Annotated in this window: 15 protein-coding genes; 7 read left to right on the plus strand and 8 right to left on the minus strand. The window is 48.5% G+C overall.

The annotated features are described in order from the left end of the window. Positions 1–63 precede the first annotated feature (63 nt). Together AWQ23_RS10160 and AWQ23_RS10165 are read left to right on the plus strand one after the other, a co-directional pair. Positions 64–447: a hypothetical protein gene (locus tag AWQ23_RS10160; RefSeq protein WP_062435072.1), complete on the plus strand. Its 384-nt coding sequence runs from the start codon at positions 64–66 to the stop codon at positions 445–447. Positions 448–540: 93 nt separating this feature from the next. Then, complete coding sequence (locus AWQ23_RS10165; RefSeq protein ID WP_062435075.1) at positions 541–2,004, plus strand: LCP family protein; 1,464 nt, start codon at positions 541–543, stop codon at positions 2,002–2,004. Here the strand turns inward: AWQ23_RS10165 and purT are convergent. From purT to cruF, 3 genes are all read right to left on the minus strand, one after another. After that, positions 2,001–3,173: a formate-dependent phosphoribosylglycinamide formyltransferase gene (gene purT / locus AWQ23_RS10170; RefSeq protein ID WP_062435078.1), complete on the minus strand. Its 1,173-nt coding sequence runs from the start codon at positions 3,171–3,173 to the stop codon at positions 2,001–2,003. The genes AWQ23_RS10165 and purT overlap by 4 nt on opposite strands. 45 nt (positions 3,174–3,218) lie before the next feature. Then, entirely contained in the window at positions 3,219–4,412 is a 1,194-nt protein-coding gene (gene cruG / locus AWQ23_RS10175; protein ID WP_062435081.1) for a 2'-O-glycosyltransferase CruG, read from the minus strand. 78 nt (positions 4,413–4,490) lie between these two features. Beyond that, a complete protein-coding gene (gene cruF, locus AWQ23_RS10180; protein WP_062435083.1) occupies positions 4,491–5,399 on the minus strand; it encodes a gamma-carotene 1'-hydroxylase CruF in 909 nt (302 codons plus the stop codon). Positions 5,400–5,642: 243 nt separating this feature from the next. Between cruF and AWQ23_RS10185 the strand changes: the two genes are divergently transcribed. The 3 genes from AWQ23_RS10185 to AWQ23_RS10195 all read left to right on the plus strand — a co-directional run bounded on the left by AWQ23_RS10185 (position 5,643) and on the right by AWQ23_RS10195 (position 7,647). Further along, entirely contained in the window at positions 5,643–6,302 is a 660-nt protein-coding gene (locus tag AWQ23_RS10185) for a response regulator transcription factor (protein ID WP_062435085.1), read from the plus strand. Further along, positions 6,302–6,826, plus strand: a complete 525-nt coding sequence (locus AWQ23_RS10190; protein ID WP_062435088.1) for an adenylyltransferase/cytidyltransferase family protein — start codon at positions 6,302–6,304, stop codon at positions 6,824–6,826. Before AWQ23_RS10185 ends, AWQ23_RS10190 begins: the two co-directional genes overlap by 1 nt. A gap of 131 nt (positions 6,827–6,957) precedes the next feature. Beyond that, positions 6,958–7,647 carry a GUN4 domain-containing protein gene (locus AWQ23_RS10195; RefSeq protein WP_012307644.1) on the plus strand — a complete coding sequence of 230 codons (690 nt, stop codon included), beginning with the start codon at positions 6,958–6,960 and terminating at the stop codon, positions 7,645–7,647. Here the strand turns inward: AWQ23_RS10195 and AWQ23_RS10200 are convergent. From AWQ23_RS10200 to AWQ23_RS10220, 5 genes are all read right to left on the minus strand, one after another. Further along, positions 7,644–8,507 carry a carbohydrate ABC transporter permease gene (locus tag AWQ23_RS10200; RefSeq protein WP_012307645.1) on the minus strand — a complete coding sequence of 288 codons (864 nt, stop codon included), beginning with the start codon at positions 8,505–8,507 and terminating at the stop codon, positions 7,644–7,646. The genes AWQ23_RS10195 and AWQ23_RS10200 overlap by 4 nt on opposite strands. Further along, positions 8,507–9,487 carry a carbohydrate ABC transporter permease gene (locus AWQ23_RS10205; RefSeq protein ID WP_232308890.1) on the minus strand — a complete coding sequence of 327 codons (981 nt, stop codon included), beginning with the start codon at positions 9,485–9,487 and terminating at the stop codon, positions 8,507–8,509. The genes AWQ23_RS10200 and AWQ23_RS10205 overlap by 1 nt, the downstream gene beginning before the upstream one ends. 85 nt (positions 9,488–9,572) lie before the next feature. After that, positions 9,573–10,874, minus strand: a complete 1,302-nt coding sequence (locus AWQ23_RS10210) for an ABC transporter substrate-binding protein (RefSeq protein ID WP_157072217.1) — start codon at positions 10,872–10,874, stop codon at positions 9,573–9,575. Between the two features lie 85 nt (positions 10,875–10,959). Beyond that, the gene (locus AWQ23_RS10215) at positions 10,960–12,075 is read right to left on the minus strand and encodes an ABC transporter ATP-binding protein (RefSeq protein ID WP_062435095.1); all 1,116 of its coding nucleotides are present in this window, start codon (positions 12,073–12,075) and stop codon (positions 10,960–10,962) included. Between the two features lie 75 nt (positions 12,076–12,150). Beyond that, positions 12,151–12,834, minus strand: a complete 684-nt coding sequence (locus AWQ23_RS10220) for a Uma2 family endonuclease (protein WP_062435097.1) — start codon at positions 12,832–12,834, stop codon at positions 12,151–12,153. A 99-nt stretch (positions 12,835–12,933) separates the two neighbouring features. On the opposite strand from AWQ23_RS10220, the gene AWQ23_RS10225 reads away from it, so the two are divergent. Both AWQ23_RS10225 and AWQ23_RS10230 read left to right on the plus strand, forming a co-directional pair. Further along, positions 12,934–14,334 (plus strand): aspartate ammonia-lyase, encoded by a 1,401-nt coding sequence (locus tag AWQ23_RS10225; protein ID WP_062435100.1) that lies wholly within the window; start codon positions 12,934–12,936, stop codon positions 14,332–14,334. Positions 14,335–14,443: 109 nt separating this feature from the next. Continuing rightward, on the plus strand, positions 14,444–15,103 hold the full coding sequence (locus AWQ23_RS10230) for a Uma2 family endonuclease (RefSeq protein WP_062435104.1): 660 nt from the start codon (positions 14,444–14,446) through the stop codon (positions 15,101–15,103). Positions 15,104–15,136 lie beyond the last annotated feature (33 nt).

A 15,136-nucleotide genomic window follows, 5' to 3' on the forward strand; every position in this document is an offset into this window, starting at 1 on the left:
GGGAAAGCTGGAGCATTAAGAACTTAAGCTAGGATAAATGTAGTCCCTGCGGAGTCGAGATCTATGGCTGAATCTGGCGATCGCCTTGGTGAGAATCGTCTACGACAATTACGTCTTTACCTCTATTTGGTGCCGATTCTGGGTTTTTTTCCGGCATTATGGCAGCTCTATGGATCCAAAGGCGATCGCCGTGAACAACAGATTAGTCGCCAGGCGATTATGCTAATGCTGAGCTGGCTAAGCCTCTACCTGGGGTTAGGCTGGGGGAGTGACCATCTGGCAGGAATTGGCGGGTTTCGGATGATGTATCTCAATGCCCTGCTGACGTCTGGATATTTTCTCGGTTGCTTTGTTTTGATGGTACGTATTTGGCAAAAATCCGCTAAAACGACCCCGACAAGCACTGATCAGATGGCCGACAATTTCGAGGAATATTTTCTGAAGTAAAACTCACCAAAAGTGGAACCTCTGGTTTAGCATAGCTATCAAAGTATTTCGTCCCGCAATTTTTAGTGTGGTCTTTCCGGTGTGAGGAAACCTGTGCCTGCAACAAAATCGTCCCTAGCAAATCAACGTCTATCGGCCAAAGCAACCCAAAAACAAAAAAACGCTAAAGCTAACCCTTTTCAGAAGTCGTCGTCGAAAAAACGGCGGCCCCTTTCGACTTGGCACTGGTTAATGATTTGGTGTGGTTTGACGGGCGTTTCGATTGTGTCTGCTACGGCGGGTGCTTTATTGGCAGTGTCCCTCTCCTCAACCCCCCTGCGCCAAACGCCCCTCGCCCCGGAAGAACTCAGCGTCTTCTCCCAGGATGAGGCGATCGCCAAACAATCTCTCCGTTTACCAGAACTGACGCGCCCCGTAAATATTCTGCTGTTGGGGACAAAAGTGCTCACCTCCGAAGTGGATGATGGCACCAATGAAGACCTCGGTTACCACGCCCTCGTGAATTCCTTTGAAGGGCTGGCCGATACGATGTTGCTATTGCGCTTTGACCCCGCCGACAAACAAATATCAATTCTCTCCATTCCCCGGGACACCCAGGCCAACATCGAAGGCTATGGTCTCTCGAAAATTAACCATGCCAATGCCTACGGTGGTGCAGTCCTTTCCGCCAAAACCGTTGGGGATCTTCTGGGTGGCGTCGAAATTGACCGCTACATCCGCGTCAACGTCCAGGGCATTGGCAAACTCATTGATGCCCTCGGTGGGGTCACAGTCTACGTCCCGAAGGACATGAAATACCAGGACGATAGCCAGCGTCTCTACATCAACCTCAAGGAAGGAGAACAGCACCTCAATGGCGACGAAGCCCTCCAATTTTTGCGGTTCCGCTATGACGAATATGGCGATATTGGCCGTGTTCAGCGCCAACAGACCCTAATCCGTGCTGTTCTAGAGCAAGGTTTAACTCCCAGTAACTTGGTGAAATTTCCCCAGGTCATGTCGATTATTCAATCCCATATTGATACGAACATGAGCGTGCAAGAACTGATTGCCCTCGCTGGCTTTGGTTCTCAGATCGAGCGCAGTAATATTCAGATGGTGATGCTCCCAGGGGAATTTAGCGGCGACGGCAGAAACGGCAGCACAAGCTATTGGTTACCCCATCGCAGCCGCATTAGTCGGGTGATGGCCCAGCATTTTGACATCCAGACCGATTACGCCAGCAATTTAGACTTTCTCTCCCCTGGGGATGTGCGCATTGCAATCCAAGACAGTACCGGAAATTCCCAAGCTGTGCGATCGCTCCTCCAGCGTTTAAACGAAGCGGGTTACAGTCGGGTTAGTATCGCCCAGGACTGGTCAGAACCGTTGGAAAACACGCGCATCGTCGCCCAAAAGGGAGATGATCTAGCGGCTTCCGAAATTCGCGCAAACCTAGGATTTGGGGAAGTGCGGGTGGAAAGTACCGGAGTATTAAATTCCGATATTACGATTCAACTGGGCCGCGACTGGCTTACCCTCGCAAATAATCTCCCCGGTCAAACCACAGTTAATTAAAGCGATTCAACGATCTTAATTGTGGCTGCTGCCGTCGTTGCCTTTTGACGGGCTTCGGTAGCATCTTTCCCCTTGGCGAGGGCGACCCCCATGCGACGGTAGGGACGAGAATCAGGCTTACCGAATAAACGGAGGTCGGTGTCTGGGATAGCCAAGGCTACCGCGACGCCAGTAAAAATAATTTGATCGCTATTTTTCTCAGCGAGAATCACTGCACTGGCCGCCGGACTCAGCAATTCAATGGTGGGAATAGGTAGACCCAAGATTGCCCGGAGATGGAGTTCAAATTCATTCAGGTTTTGGGAAATGAGCGTCACCATGCCCGTATCGTGGGGCCGGGGAGACAATTCCGAAAAAATCACTTCGTCTTTGGTGATAAAAAACTCGACCCCAAAAATGCCCGCGCCACCGAGTTTATCGGTAACTTTCCGGGCAATGTCCTGGGCATCTTTTACTTGGGCTGCGGTTAAACCAACGGGCTGCCAGGATTCTTGGTAGTCACCCCGTTCTTGGCGGTGGGCGATCGCCGGACAAAAGAGGGTTTTTCCTGCCCATTGGCGGATGGTGAGGAGGGTGATTTCTACTTCGAAATCGATGAATTCTTCGATGATAATTTTGGCGGTGTCCCCCCTGGCTCCCTCGATGGCGTAATTCCAGGCCGTTTCTAATTCGTCGGCAGTTTGTACCACGGATTGCCCTTTACCAGAGGAGGACATTACGGGCTTGATCACGTTGGGAAAGCCGATGTCCTGGGCGACGGTTTTGAGTTCTACGAGGTTGGTGGCATAGGCATATTTGGCGGTACGCAAGCCTAATTCTTCGCTGGCGAGATCCCGGATGCGATCGCGGTTCATGGTGAAGTTGGTGGCGGCGGCGGTGGGGATAACGGTATAGCCTTGCTGTTCTAATTCGATGAGTTTTTCGGTGCGGATGGCTTCTACTTCCGGCACGATCAGATCCGGTTGATGTTTGCGAATGACCGCTTCGAGGGCTACCCCATCAAGCATCGAAATGACTTCCCGTTGGTCGGCCACCTGCATTGCTGGGGCGTTGTCATAGCGATCCACAGCGATCACGGTATTGCCTAAACGTTGGGCGGCGATCGCCACTTCTTTCCCCAGTTCCCCAGAGCCCAACAACATGATTTTTTTCGGTAATGCGATCGCCATTTTTTCACCTATTGCCAAGAACAAAACAGGGATATCATACCGTTTTTAGCTGTACACGCGCCCCCGCCAGGCCTTGGGTTTTTGTCGGGCTGAGAGGAAAATCCGTGCCACCGCAAAAGGATCTGCAAAGGGAGATAACCAAAATAGCCATGCACTTTTACCGACGCTAAATTGGCGATCATAGGAGCCGGAAATGGCCAACAGCATCCCGAAGCGCACCAGGAGCAAAAAGACATTTAAGCCCAACCAACCAGACAAAAAGGGATTGCTTAGACCTTCTTCGATGCCCCCAAACAGCAGCATCGTCAAGGGAATCGGTAGGCCTTGCACCATGGTCAGTAGCCACAGTTGCCCCCAGAGTTCTGTCCGGGAGGTGGCATCTTTTAAATCGAGCGATCGCCCCCACTCATCCCAGGTTTCCCGCATCCCTTCGTACATTCTGACTTTAATAATTTTCGCCCCATCCAAGAAGCCCACCTTATACCCAGCCTTCGCAATATTTCTCGCCAGGGTCACATCATCACAAAAAGATCCCGCCGCCGAACGGTAGCCCCCTACTTTTTTTAAAACCTCGCGCCGACAGAGAAAACATTGCCCATTGGCCATCACACTATCTTGATCTGGTTGGCGAATCCCCGCCACATCAAAGCGAAACAGCAAGGTCATCAATAGCGCTGGCTGTAACCACCACTCCCCCGGCGATCGCAAAATAAACTGGGGCGACAAGGAAACCAAATCAAACCCCTCCTCTTCGGCGGCCTGGAGAACACTGGCGATCATGCCTCGCTGCGGTTGGGTATCGGCATCGACTCCCAAAATCCACTCACTGTCTGGGGAACTGTGCTCAAAGCCCCAATTCAACGCCCAGGGACGGCCCACCCAACCCTGGGGCAGCGGATCATCCGTTAGTAAGCGAAACCGGGGATCCGTTGCAGCTTTGGCTAAAACTTTTTCCCTAGTGCCATCGGTGGAATTACTATCAACGACGAGGATTTCTCGCACTTCATAGCTTTGCTGACTTAGCCCATCCAGGCAGGGTTGAATCCGTTCTACTTCGTTGAGGCTCGGCACCACCACTGTGACGGCGGCTAAATTATCGGAATTTGAAGCTTGGGGAGTCAAAGGCGATCGCCGCACGGCCCCCTTCATCAACCGCGCCAGGACAACTAAAGCCCCACTACCCTGAATGAGCAAGCCAAACAAGCAAAGACCACCGATCCATACCGGGGAAAAATCCATAACTCAAGTAATTTCCAGCTAAAAATAAACACAAAAAACCCCCAATTTTAGAGGATGGGGGCAATACGAAAAAAATAGTTAACGACCGGCGCCCACGGGCATTTTCTCAGTCGTGGTATCCACCATCGGCAGCGTCGTCGTTGCTTGGCTTGCTTTGGGGATACTGAAGTACAACACAGTAACCGGTGCCAAGCCCAGCAGGATTCCCAACAAAATCGGTGGATAAATGCCGCCACCAATGCTCATCATCGTCGCAAAGCCAAAATTCAAAAGATACATGGCGAAGGGCAACATCAACTGTTCCCGGGACAGCTCAAGGGGTTCCTTGCCCCAAAACAGGCTGGCAATGCCCATAAACACACAACCGGTTCCAAACCAACCGGAGAAATTTTCGTAGGGCATCCCAAAAAATGGCCCGACCACTTCCCATTCCCAGAAAGGCACAGCGGTTTGGCTCATCCCCGGATCTAAAACAAAATCCCAAGAGGTGAGCAGCAAAGCGCCAAGGGCGATCGCCGCTAAAGAATAGATCCACCGAGGCAAATTATATTTCTGCAAACCCACCCGCGCGATCAGAAAACTACTAAAGCCCAGATAAAACCAAGACAGAGGAATGGTAAACGGGACTAACCCCGCAATCTTATAGCCCAAACCGCTGGTGTAGTGATAAGCCCCAAACGGAAACCCCGTACTGGTGCCCATTAGTTCCGCTGATACCGACACTGCTAGCGCTGGAATAAGAAAAGACAATAAATATTTTTTCCCCAGCAGGCGATAGGCATAGACAGTGACCGCAGCCATCCCCAGGAGCATGTACATCACACCACCATTGGCCATCGAGAGACGAAAAGCAACCTGGCCAAAATCGGGCAGGCTGGCAATGAAGTCGGCATTTGGTAAAACAAGCAGTAAGCCCGCTAAACCAAAGGCCATGGCCAACCCATGACCCCACAATAAATATTCTTCTGGCTTGAGCCTAATTTTCATAACTGGCGCTGACCTCCTGGCGTCCCTGGGGCGCAAAATTGAACTGAGAAGCAATTGACACTCCCCATAGTTTACAAAAAATTGTAAATAAATCTGTAGATTGGTTACAAAATAACCACTCGTATCGCTCTTATCTGTAATACCCTTGATCTAACCACGTTTTTTGGGTGGAGAAGAGCTTTCCGAAATGTCTGTAGTCTGTAGACTAACCCGTAAATCTTTATTTTCAGTTGGTGCAATGACATGAAACGAATTCTTGTGATCGATGATGATCCTATCTTGCAAAAGATCCTGGAAAATTTACTCACGCAAGCTGGATATCTCGTCGCGGTCGTTCTGTCTGGAAAGCAGGGACTCGATATTTGGCTGGAATTTCAACCGGATCTAATCGTTTCTGATGTTCGTATGCCAGAAATGGATGGTTTTGAATTCTGCCGGTATATTCGTTCTCAACCGGCAGGACAGTTGATTCCTTTCCTATTTTTGTCGAGTCAGACTGATGTGGAGGCGCGCGTTGAGGGTCATTTTTCAGGGGCCGACGACTATATCGCCAAACCTTTTGAAATGAAGGAATTACTCGCAAAGATTGAGCGCCAGCTAGCCAGAATAGAGAACATTCGTGCAGAAATGCAACGGCTCGCTGCCCAGGCTAACGTTGAGCAGATGAAGCAAGCCCCAGAACCACTCCCGTTAACCCCCGCCGAGATGCGTGTTTTTTGGGAGGCGGTTCAAGGTTGGACTAATAAGCAAATCAGTGAGCATCTTTATGTCAGTCCGCGCACTGTCCAGACGCACCTCAGTAGTATTTTGAATAAATTAAACCTTGAAAATCGGTCTCAATTGGTGCGGTTTGCCTATGAAAATGGCTATGAAAAACCAGCAAATCATTCTGAGGACAACTAATGGGACGGGTTTATGAGTTGGCGGTGTTGCAGCGGGCGATCGCCACTGATCCAGACCGCTGGCGTCCCCTTGTGTTTACCAATGGCTGTTTTGATCTGCTCCACGTGGGCCATGTCCGTTATCTAACCGCTGCGAAACAACTGGGCAAAACTTTGGTGATTGGCTTAAATGGCGATCGCTCGGTCACAAAGATTAAACCCCAACCCGACCATTTACCCGATCGTCCCATCATCCCCGAAGCCCAACGCGCTGAACTTTTGACCGCTCTCGCTGTTGTGGATGCCGTCGTGTTATTTGATGAACCCACCGCCACCCAAACCATCGCTGCCCTACAACCGGATATTTATGTTAAGGGGGGTGATTACACGCCAGAAACACTCCCAGAAGCGCCTACCGTCAAGGCCTACGGCGGCAAAATTGAGCTGATCCAGATTGAAATTCCGACCTCCACCAGTGGCATTATCCAAAAGATTCTTAAACAAGAGTCAATATTTCCTACTGTGTCCTGTGATAGTCTGGTTTGATGGTGATTTCCGTCCCACTGGGTAAAGCTTTATCGCTCTGCTTGACTCAATAGTAGATTTTGACGGCGATCGCCCACGCACTACATCCATCACAATTTTTTGACGCAACACATTGGGGAGACACAGTTTACATGGAGGCAACCAGCGATTTACTGCAAGAATTTTCGGCATTATCGGCGAAAAAGCAGCTAGAACAAATCCCCCAACTGATTGACCAAGGGGATGCTGGTTTTGCTTGCTTGAGAGAATTTTTGATGGCGCAACAGGGCCAAGCGGCAACCCCTGTCATGGGAAAAATTTGCCAGGTGCTCACCCAGAATCAAACCGCCGAAAATTTACTGTTCATGCAGCAAGAATTTCCGGAGGGGGTCGTTGAACTCAAGTCAGCGCGAGAGATTGATTACCAGATTATTCAAGACAAATTGATCGAAGAGGAGTTTCTGGAAGCGGATATCTTAACCCTCCAGAAAATGTGTGAACTGGCAGGAGAATCTGCTATGAAACGAAAATGGCTCTACTTTACGGAGGTAGAGCGGTTTCCCGACGAGGATCTGCTCACCCTCGATCAGCTGTGGCAGGTTTATTCTGGCGGGAAATTTGGCTTTTCGGTACAGCGTAAATTATGGAATTCCCTCGGTAAAGACTTCAATGCCCTCTGGGAAAAAATTGCCTGGCGAGATGGGCGAACCTGGGCGCGTTATCCCAAAGCATTTATTTGGAATCTGGATGCACCCAGGGGACATCTGCCTACCTCTAACCAGTTACGGGGCGCAAAAACGATCCTCGCGCTGTTCCAACATCCCGTATGGACAAAGGACTAGGATTTCACTGAACCCGCTAAAATTCCCCGTACGAAATAGCGTTGTAGGCTGAAGAAAACGCCGAGGGGAACGATCATCGAGATAAAGGCTCCGGCAGTGAGTAGGTGCCAGTCTTGGCCCCGTGACCCGACTAAATTACTCAGTTGGATCGTGACGGGGGCAACGTCATTTGTGGTGCCCAAGTAAACTAGGGCGATGAGCAAATCATTCCACACCCACAGAAATTGGAAGACCGCAAAGGAGGCGATCGCCGGCATCGAGAGGGGGACGATTAATTTCGTGAAAATCTTCAAATGGGACGCGCCATCCACCGCCGCTGCTTCGATTAAATCCTTTGGTAGTTCGCCGATATAATTCCGCAGAAGATAAATCCCCAAGGGTAAGCCATAGCCCGCATGGGCAAGCCACACCCCCAGAAAACTGTTGGACAGACCAAAATCTCGATAGGCCCGCAGAATCGGAATCAGGGTCGTTTGTAGCGGGACAACCAGTAAACAAACCACCACGATAAATAAAAATTGTCGCCCCGGAAATTTCATCCAGGCAAAGGCATAGGCGGCAAAACAGGCGATCGCAATCGGGATTACCGTCGCGGGAATGGCGATTGTCAAGCTATTAAAAAAGGCCTGTCCCATGCCCTCCGCTTGGAGCACATCCACATAATTTCCAATGTGATATTGGGTTAGTTCAAAGGGATGTTGAAAGATTGTCCACCAGCCCGTTTCCAGCATTGCATCCCGTCGCCGAAAGGAGCTAATCAGTAACCCCACCGACGGCAATGTCCAGATAAAAGCGATCACCAATAACGAAATATGAATCGGTGTTTTTTGCCAAAATTGAGTTTGCTTTTGCTGTGCCATTAGCGTAATTTCTCCTGTGTTCTAAACCGTCGAATATTACTGATCATTACCGGAATAATTAAGATTAAAAGCACGATGGCGATCGCACTACCACGCCCAAAATTTCGATAGTTAAACATCTCTTTAATCATGCGACTGGCAATCACTTCCGTGCCATAATTGCCCCCCGTCATCACAAAAACAATATCAAATACTTTCAAGACCAAAATAATAATCGTGGTACTGACAACAAGAATCGTGGAACGGATCATTGGAATTGTAATTCGCCAAAAAATTTGCCAACTATTCGCCCCATCAATCCGCGCCGCTTCGATCACTTCTTCGGGAATACCTTTGACCGCTGAAGATAAAATTACCATCGCAAAGCCCGTGTAAAGCCAGATCATAATTGCAATCAAAGCAAAATTATTTACCGATTGTTCGACAATCCAGCCCACGGGTTCAAAGCCAAAATTCACCAACAGCGCATTTAAAACACCAATTTGATCATCCCCAGCGGGTTTGTAGGCGTACATAAATTTCCAGATGACACTCGCCCCCACAAAAGAGATTGCCATCGGCAAGAAAATCAAGGATTTAATAATTGATTCATAGCGCACTTTATCAACCAGTACGGCAATAATTAATCCCAAACTGACGCTGACACCTGTAACCAAAACAAGCCAAAGCAAATTATTTTTAAACGCAATTAACATTGCCCGGTCAGTGAAGGCAAAAATATAGTTTTTGAGTCCGACAAAATTTTGCGATCGCCCATCTAGAAAACTCAAATAAAACGTTTGCACCGTCGGCAAAATTAAATAGGCAGAAAGCAATAATAATGCCGGAGAAATATAAACCCACGGCAATAGTCGCTGATTCCAGGGTTTCGGCAGGGCATTAATCGCAAGATTGGCTAAATAAAACAGCCCAATCACACCGCCACAACCAATGGCGATCGCCAAGACCACGTTCAGTAGACGCGTCCAGAATTCCATCATGACCTCCATGAAATACTTACAGTCTCAGTTAAAGAAGGATTCAGGGGAATCGAAGTCCCCCTTTGAAGGGGGATTTAGGGGGATGTTACTCAGGCCAACTATTTTCAATATTGGTTAAAACCGTTTCGGCATCTGCGCCGCCGACATAGTCCACCATGCCCGACCAAAACGTGCCCGTGCCCACCGCACCCGGCATCATATCCGACGCATCAAAGCGGACCACTTCCGCATTCCCCAAAATCTCTGCTTGTTTGCGGCTCAAATCTGTGGGATATAGGGCCAAATCAATGCCCTGCCGGGGTGAAAGATAACCCCCTAGTCCTGCGGCGACCTCGTGGGGCGTTTTACTGGCGAGATATTCCATCAACTGGCGCGCTTCCGGGGTGTCATTAAACATTGCGAACACATCCCCCGCAACGAGGATCGGTAAACCTTGCTCCGGATTAATCTGCGGCAGCGGGAACACATCCACATCTTCATTGAGGTTAATGTCCGTTGGTAAAAACGCCTCAATAAAATTCCCTTGCTTGTGTAGGTAGCAGTTGGGATCTTCGCCAAACAATCCTTGAATCGAATCCCCAAAGGGCGTACTCAGGGCACTCACCACGCCACCATAGACATAATCTTCGTTGCGAACAATGTCGCCAAAAATGTTGACCGCATTTTCCACCGCCGGATCGTTAAAGGGAATTTCGTGGTTGATCCACTGGTCATAGACATTGGGGCCTGCGGTGCGTAGCATAATTTCTTCGACCCAATCGGTACCGACCCAACCCGTCGAATCGCCACTTTCCATGCCAATACACCAGGGGGTTTTGCCTTCAGACACAAGGCGATCGCTCAGAGCTAGCATTTCATCCCAAGTGGAGGGAATCTCGTAGCCATTCGCCGCAAATTGCTGCGGGTTGTACCAAACCAAACTTTTGACCGAAGCCCGATACCACACCCCATAGGGCACATTTTCCACACTACCGAGCTGAATCCAAGACTCATCATAGGCCGCTTGCAAATCCTCAAGGCTCATAAATTCTGTGAGGGGAACCAACCGACCTTCCCGCGCGAAATCCGCCATCAGCCCCGGTTGGGGAAACATCGCTAGATCAGGCGGATTGCCAGAATCAACCCGAATCGGCAGGGTTGTCGCAAAGGTATCTGTGCCTTCGTAAACCACTTCAATGCCTGTTTCTTCGGTAAAGGGAGCCAGTGCCGCCTCAATTTTTTCCTGTTGCTCCCCGATCATTACTCCGAAAACGGTGACTTGTTTGGTATCGCTTGCTGCATCGTCTCCAGAGGTTGTTTGTTCGCCAACACAGCCCGTTAAAACCAGTGCGGAACTAAGTGCAAGGGAAGTAAGCTTAAGGGGAGATTTTTTTTGTACAAAAAACATTCATAAAAGTTGAATTCAGCAAATAAATTAAAAGAGAAGTTTTATTTTGAACGGGGTTTAAGTGCCCCAAAAATAGCAGATGATTTTATGCAATAACGGTTTCCATTTCGCGATCAAAAAGATACAAGCGTTGGACATTCCATAACACATCAAGGGTTTCTCCCTGTTTAACCGTAGCACGGGGGTCGAAGCGCGCGACGAATTCCCCTTGTTCAGCCGTTGTGAGATAAACAATGAGTTCATTGCCCATCATTTCAATCATATTGATCGTCGCTTGCACAGCGACAGTGGGAATATCAGGGGGTAAATATTGGGGATGATAAATATCTTCAGGACGAATCCCTAGGGTAAGGGGCCGATCCTTGAACGTCACGCCACCATCGACTATAAGTTGCGGTAAATACTTTTGAATTGAAATTAAGTTTTCCCCCAGTTTGAGACAGGGTTCCCCTTCATTGGTGGTTTGTTCGACGTCAAAAAAGTTCATCGCAGGACTGCCAATAAATCCAGCGACAAACAAATTATTGGGATTGTTATAGAGATTGCCGGGACTATCGACCTGCTGCAAAATCCCATCCTTCATCACGGCAATGCGATCGCCCATGGTCATCGCTTCCACTTGGTCGTGGGTGACGTAGATAAAGGTGGTGTTGAGGTCTTGGTGGAGTTTACTAATCTCTTTACGGGCCTGGACACGCAATTTTGCATCAAGGTTAGAAAGGGGTTCATCCATCAGAAAGACGGCGGGTTTACGGACGATCGCCCGCCCCACGGCGACCCGTTGCCGCTGTCCCCCAGAAAGTTCTTTGGGTTTGCGTTGTAATAGTCTTTCGATGCCTAACTGGGCGGCGGCACTCTGGACACGCTTGTTAATTTCGGTTTGATTAACTCCCTGCAATTGCAAACTGAACGCCATATTTTCATAGACGCTCATGTGGGGATAGAGGGCGTAGGATTGGAACACCATCGCAATGTCGCGATCTTTAGGGGAGAGGTGATTGACCCGGCGATCGCCAATGCAAATTTGCCCATCGGTAATCGATTCCAGACCCGCCAGCAACCGGAGAGAAGTTGTTTTCCCACAGCCGGACGGTCCCACAAATACTAAGAATTCACCATCTTCGATGGCAAGGTTGAGGTTGTTGACGGCGACAAAATCATCAAATCGCTTCGTCACTTGCTCGAACGTTACGCTAGCCATAGAAAGTTTTGGATTGACAACAATTATTCCCCATTAAAGCGAATAATCCTTAAATTTCCCAAAACTAAAACCACATCATTGGGGCTGTTCGGCTTGCAATTGTCCCATAAACCACTGGGCCACCTGGGCATTGCCGTCTGAGGCAACACGTTCTAGGGCTTCTTCCAATAACGCTTTCGGTAAGTCCTTTAAAACCTGAGATGTTTCAACGGATTCATAGCGTCCAGCTCCATTTAAAACTAAGAGAAAAAAACGTTGGGCTTGGATATCAATCACCCAATATTCAGGGATACCTAAGGCAGCGTAAATTTCTTTTTTACGGTCTAAATCATGGAAAATTGTCGTGTCAGAAATTTCACCCACTAAATCTGGCACGCGCCATTCATCTAAGTTTAAATAACGGCGATCGCCTTGTTTCCACACAGGATGATTTTTCCCAAGATACAAAACCAAGTCAGGCGCAGCGGCAATTTTTTTTGAGCTTTTTTCTAGTTGACAGCCGCCCATTAAATGTCCTGTATTGTCTGAATTGAACGCAAACCAAAAACCAATGAGTAAAGTAAATAGATTATTTACTGAAGCGTGATTAATTCCTTCTGCGCCCATTTCAACTAATAATGAATTTTGATAAAAATACAACTTTTGTTTATTAAGATCATCGGTGGGTAAATCCCGCTGTTGTTGGTACGCTTCCCACTGGGACGGAACCCAAGGGGCGATCGCCTCTTTCTGGCGGGCATTCTTCATCGAAGCAACCATCGGTTATCCTCCAGAGCATTGATTAGCTCCATTGTAAGATCTGAATTTCGTGCCATCCTTTTAAACTAGGGGGATACAAACTCGATTCAGTCAAAATATATGAGCGCAGATTTTCGCATTGAAAAAGATTCTATGGGCGATCGCCAAATCGCCCACGACGCCTACTATGGCATCCAAACCCTGAGGGCGACGGAAAATTTTCCGATCAGCGGCATTAAACCCCTCCCTACCTATATCGATGCTTGCGTTCTGATTAAAAAAGCGACGGCGATCGCCAATGCGGAACTCGGTTGTATTGAAGCCCAGATGTCCGAGGCAATTGTAAAAGCCTGTGATGAAGTGTTGCAGGGGGCATTACGAGAGCAATTCGTCGTCGATGTGTACCAAGCGGGGGCTGGCACCTCCCACCACATGAATGTCAACGAAGTCTTGGCGAACCGTGCCCTCGAACTTCTCGGTGGCGAAAAGGGCGATTACCAAACCGTTAGCCCCAACGATCATGTGAACTACGGGCAATCCACCAATGATGTGATTCCCACGGCGATTCGTATCGGTGGGTTATTAGCCCTCGAACATTGTTTATATCCAGCTCTCTCTGGGGCGATCGCCACTTTGGATAATAAAGCAGAAGAATTTGCCCACATCGTCAAATCTGGCCGCACCCACATGCAGGATGCCGTTCCCGTCCGGCTTGGGGAAGGATTCCGCGCTTGGGCAGAAATTTTAACCGCCCACATGGGGCGCATCGAAACCGCCGCCAAAGATTTAACGGTTTTAGGTTTAGGCGGTAGTGCTTCTGGCACAGGTTTAAACACCCATCCCCAATATCGTTTTCGGGTGGCAGAAATTTTAAGTGAACTGATCGGGCAACCTGTGACCTCTGCCCCCCACCTAATGGCAGCGATGCAAAGTATGTCGCCCTTTGTGAATGTGTCCGGTGCGTTGCGTAACCTTGCTCAGGATCTTGTGAAAATTTCCCATGATTTGCGCCTGATGGATTCTGGCCCCAACACTGGCTTTAAGGAAATTCAACTGCCCCCTGTGCAACCCGGTTCCTCGATTATGCCCGGTAAGTACAATCCCGTCATGGCGGAAATGACTTCTATGGTGTGCTTTCAGGTGATGGGCTACGATACGGCGATCGCCTTTGCCGCCCAAGCAGGTCAATTAGAACTTAACGTGATGATGCCCCTGATTGCCTATGATTTAATCCACAGCATCGAAATTCTCGGCAACACCATCAAAGCCCTCAGTGACAAATGTATTGCAGGCATCACCGCCAACGAACAACGCTGTTATAATTACGCCGAAAGTAGTCTTTCCCTTGTCACGGCTCTCAATACCCATATCGGTTATCTCAACGCCGCTGATGTCGCCAAGGAATCCTTGCAAACGGGCAAAACCCTCCGGCAAATTGTCCTCGAACGGGGCTTAATGGATGAAGCGACCCTGGCCCAAGTTCTCGACCTCGAAAAAATGAGTCAATTACCCAGCAATTAATCGGGAATAAAAAAGGCGATCGCCTTCCCTTTTGCCTGAGGCGATCGCCACTCTAAACCAATGCACCTCAGTAAGATAGATTTAGGTTTTGTTGTGAAGAGGAAATACCATGGTCGCAACACCAATTAGAACAAATATTCCTAAACCAGTGGGAGAACAGCGGGTCGCATTTCATAACCTCAGTTGGGATGACTATCTCAAGATTTTTCAAGCATTACCCCAAGACCGTCATTCCCGCCTCTCCTTTTGTAATGGAACGTTAGAAATCACCGTGTCTTTAGAAGATCACGAATTTGCCCTACGACTCATTGAACTCTTTATTCGACTCCTTGTCCTTGAAATAGGATTAAAAATGAAGACAATGGGTTCAACAACCATAAATCGTAAGGATGTAAAGAAAGGAGCAGAGCCCGACTGTGCCTACTACATTCAAAATCAGCCCCAGGTTGCAGGACGTAATGTTGATTTTGACAAAGATCCGCCGCCCGATCTCATCGTAGAAGTGGATATCACCAACACAGATATTAATAAAAATCAACTTTATGCAGCCATGGGAGTCCCTGAATTTTGGCGATATAATGGCGAAATTCTACGCATATTCACGCTAAACAATGGCGAATATGAAGAATGTGAAACCAGTCCATTATTCTCGATTGTGCAGAAAGAAGATTTATATCGTTTTCTCGCTGAGGCAGTAGAGGATGAGATGGAGGCAATGCGTAATTTTCAAGCTTTCTTAAAACAGAAAATAACAGATGAAGACAATTAAAAAGGCGATTTAAAAATGAATTTTTAGCCACAT

The sequence above is a fragment of the Picosynechococcus sp. PCC 73109 genome (genome assembly GCF_001521855.1).
In the GTDB taxonomy this organism is placed as follows: Bacteria; Cyanobacteriota; Cyanobacteriia; order Cyanobacteriales; family MRBY01; genus MRBY01.

Coding starts and splice junctions, on each gene's coding strand:
- AWQ23_RS10160 (WP_062435072.1), top strand. CDS start 64: ATGGCTGAATCTGGCGATCGCCTTGGTGAGAATCGTCTACGACAATTA.
- purT (WP_062435078.1), bottom strand. CDS start 3,173: ATGGCGATCGCATTACCGAAAAAAATCATGTTGTTGGGCTCTGGGGAA.
- cruG (WP_062435081.1), bottom strand. CDS start 4,412: ATGGATTTTTCCCCGGTATGGATCGGTGGTCTTTGCTTGTTTGGCTTG.
- cruF (WP_062435083.1), bottom strand. CDS start 5,399: ATGAAAATTAGGCTCAAGCCAGAAGAATATTTATTGTGGGGTCATGGG.
- AWQ23_RS10185 (WP_062435085.1), top strand. CDS start 5,643: ATGAAACGAATTCTTGTGATCGATGATGATCCTATCTTGCAAAAGATC.
- AWQ23_RS10190 (WP_062435088.1), top strand. CDS start 6,302: ATGGGACGGGTTTATGAGTTGGCGGTGTTGCAGCGGGCGATCGCCACT.
- AWQ23_RS10195 (WP_012307644.1), top strand. CDS start 6,958: ATGGAGGCAACCAGCGATTTACTGCAAGAATTTTCGGCATTATCGGCG.
- AWQ23_RS10200 (WP_012307645.1), bottom strand. CDS start 8,507: ATGGCACAGCAAAAGCAAACTCAATTTTGGCAAAAAACACCGATTCAT.
- AWQ23_RS10205 (WP_232308890.1), bottom strand. CDS start 9,487: ATGATGGAATTCTGGACGCGTCTACTGAACGTGGTCTTGGCGATCGCC.
- AWQ23_RS10210 (WP_157072217.1), bottom strand. CDS start 10,874: ATGTTTTTTGTACAAAAAAAATCTCCCCTTAAGCTTACTTCCCTTGCA.
- AWQ23_RS10215 (WP_062435095.1), bottom strand. CDS start 12,075: ATGGCTAGCGTAACGTTCGAGCAAGTGACGAAGCGATTTGATGATTTT.
- AWQ23_RS10220 (WP_062435097.1), bottom strand. CDS start 12,834: ATGGTTGCTTCGATGAAGAATGCCCGCCAGAAAGAGGCGATCGCCCCT.
- AWQ23_RS10225 (WP_062435100.1), top strand. CDS start 12,934: ATGAGCGCAGATTTTCGCATTGAAAAAGATTCTATGGGCGATCGCCAA.
- AWQ23_RS10230 (WP_062435104.1), top strand. CDS start 14,444: ATGGTCGCAACACCAATTAGAACAAATATTCCTAAACCAGTGGGAGAA.